This window comes from Mitsuaria sp. TWR114, from assembly GCF_007997345.1.
This window is the reverse complement of the sequence record NZ_VOSR01000892.1, coordinates 1-619: the sequence shown is the minus strand read 5'-3', so window position 1 is coordinate 619 and position 619 is coordinate 1. Positions and strand designations below refer to the sequence as shown.

Here is a 619-nt window from a genome sequence, read left to right as displayed (position 1 = left end):
CGCGCCGTTGTCCAGCGGCAGGTCGACGAAGCGGTAGCCGCCATCGCGCGCCGTGACGGTGCTGCGCGTGACCGGCTGGCCCGAGGCATCGGTGCCGGTCAGCGTGATGGTCACGCCAGGGAGGCCGGGTTCGCTCGACGTGGCGCCCTGGCTGCCATCGCCGTCGCGGTCGTAGAAGCTGCGGCCGCGCAGCTGGCTGCTGGTGAGCTCGCCGAACAGGTAGTCGCCCACGCTCGCCGGCGTGCCGGTCAGCGGGATGACCACGCCCTCGATCACGTTGCCGCCCGGCTGCGCCGTGCCGGCATGACCGTTCGGATTGGCCTGGCCCGGCGCGTAGGTCGCGGGCTGCGTCTCGGTGACCGTGTAGCCGCCCGCCGCCGACGGCGGCACGTTGAGGAACTCGTAGCGGCCCGGCTGGCCGGCGATCGGCGTGGCGACGATGTCGACCGCCGCGCCGGTGCTGGACGTGCCCGTCAGGTGCAGCGTCACGCCGGTGATGCCGGCATCGCCCGCGGCGGGCAGGCCGTCGTTGTCGGCGTCCTCGAAGACGCGGACCGTCACGCGCGGCAGACGCTCGCCGAAGTGATAGCCAGTGGCGGCGGTGCCGCTGCCCAGCGTG

General features: G+C 74.0%; 1 protein-coding gene. It reads right to left on the bottom strand.

The features are described from left to right. Positions 1–619: SdrD B-like domain-containing protein (locus FUT87_RS25410; RefSeq protein ID WP_147242803.1), on the bottom strand; the 619-nt coding region annotated here is incomplete at both ends.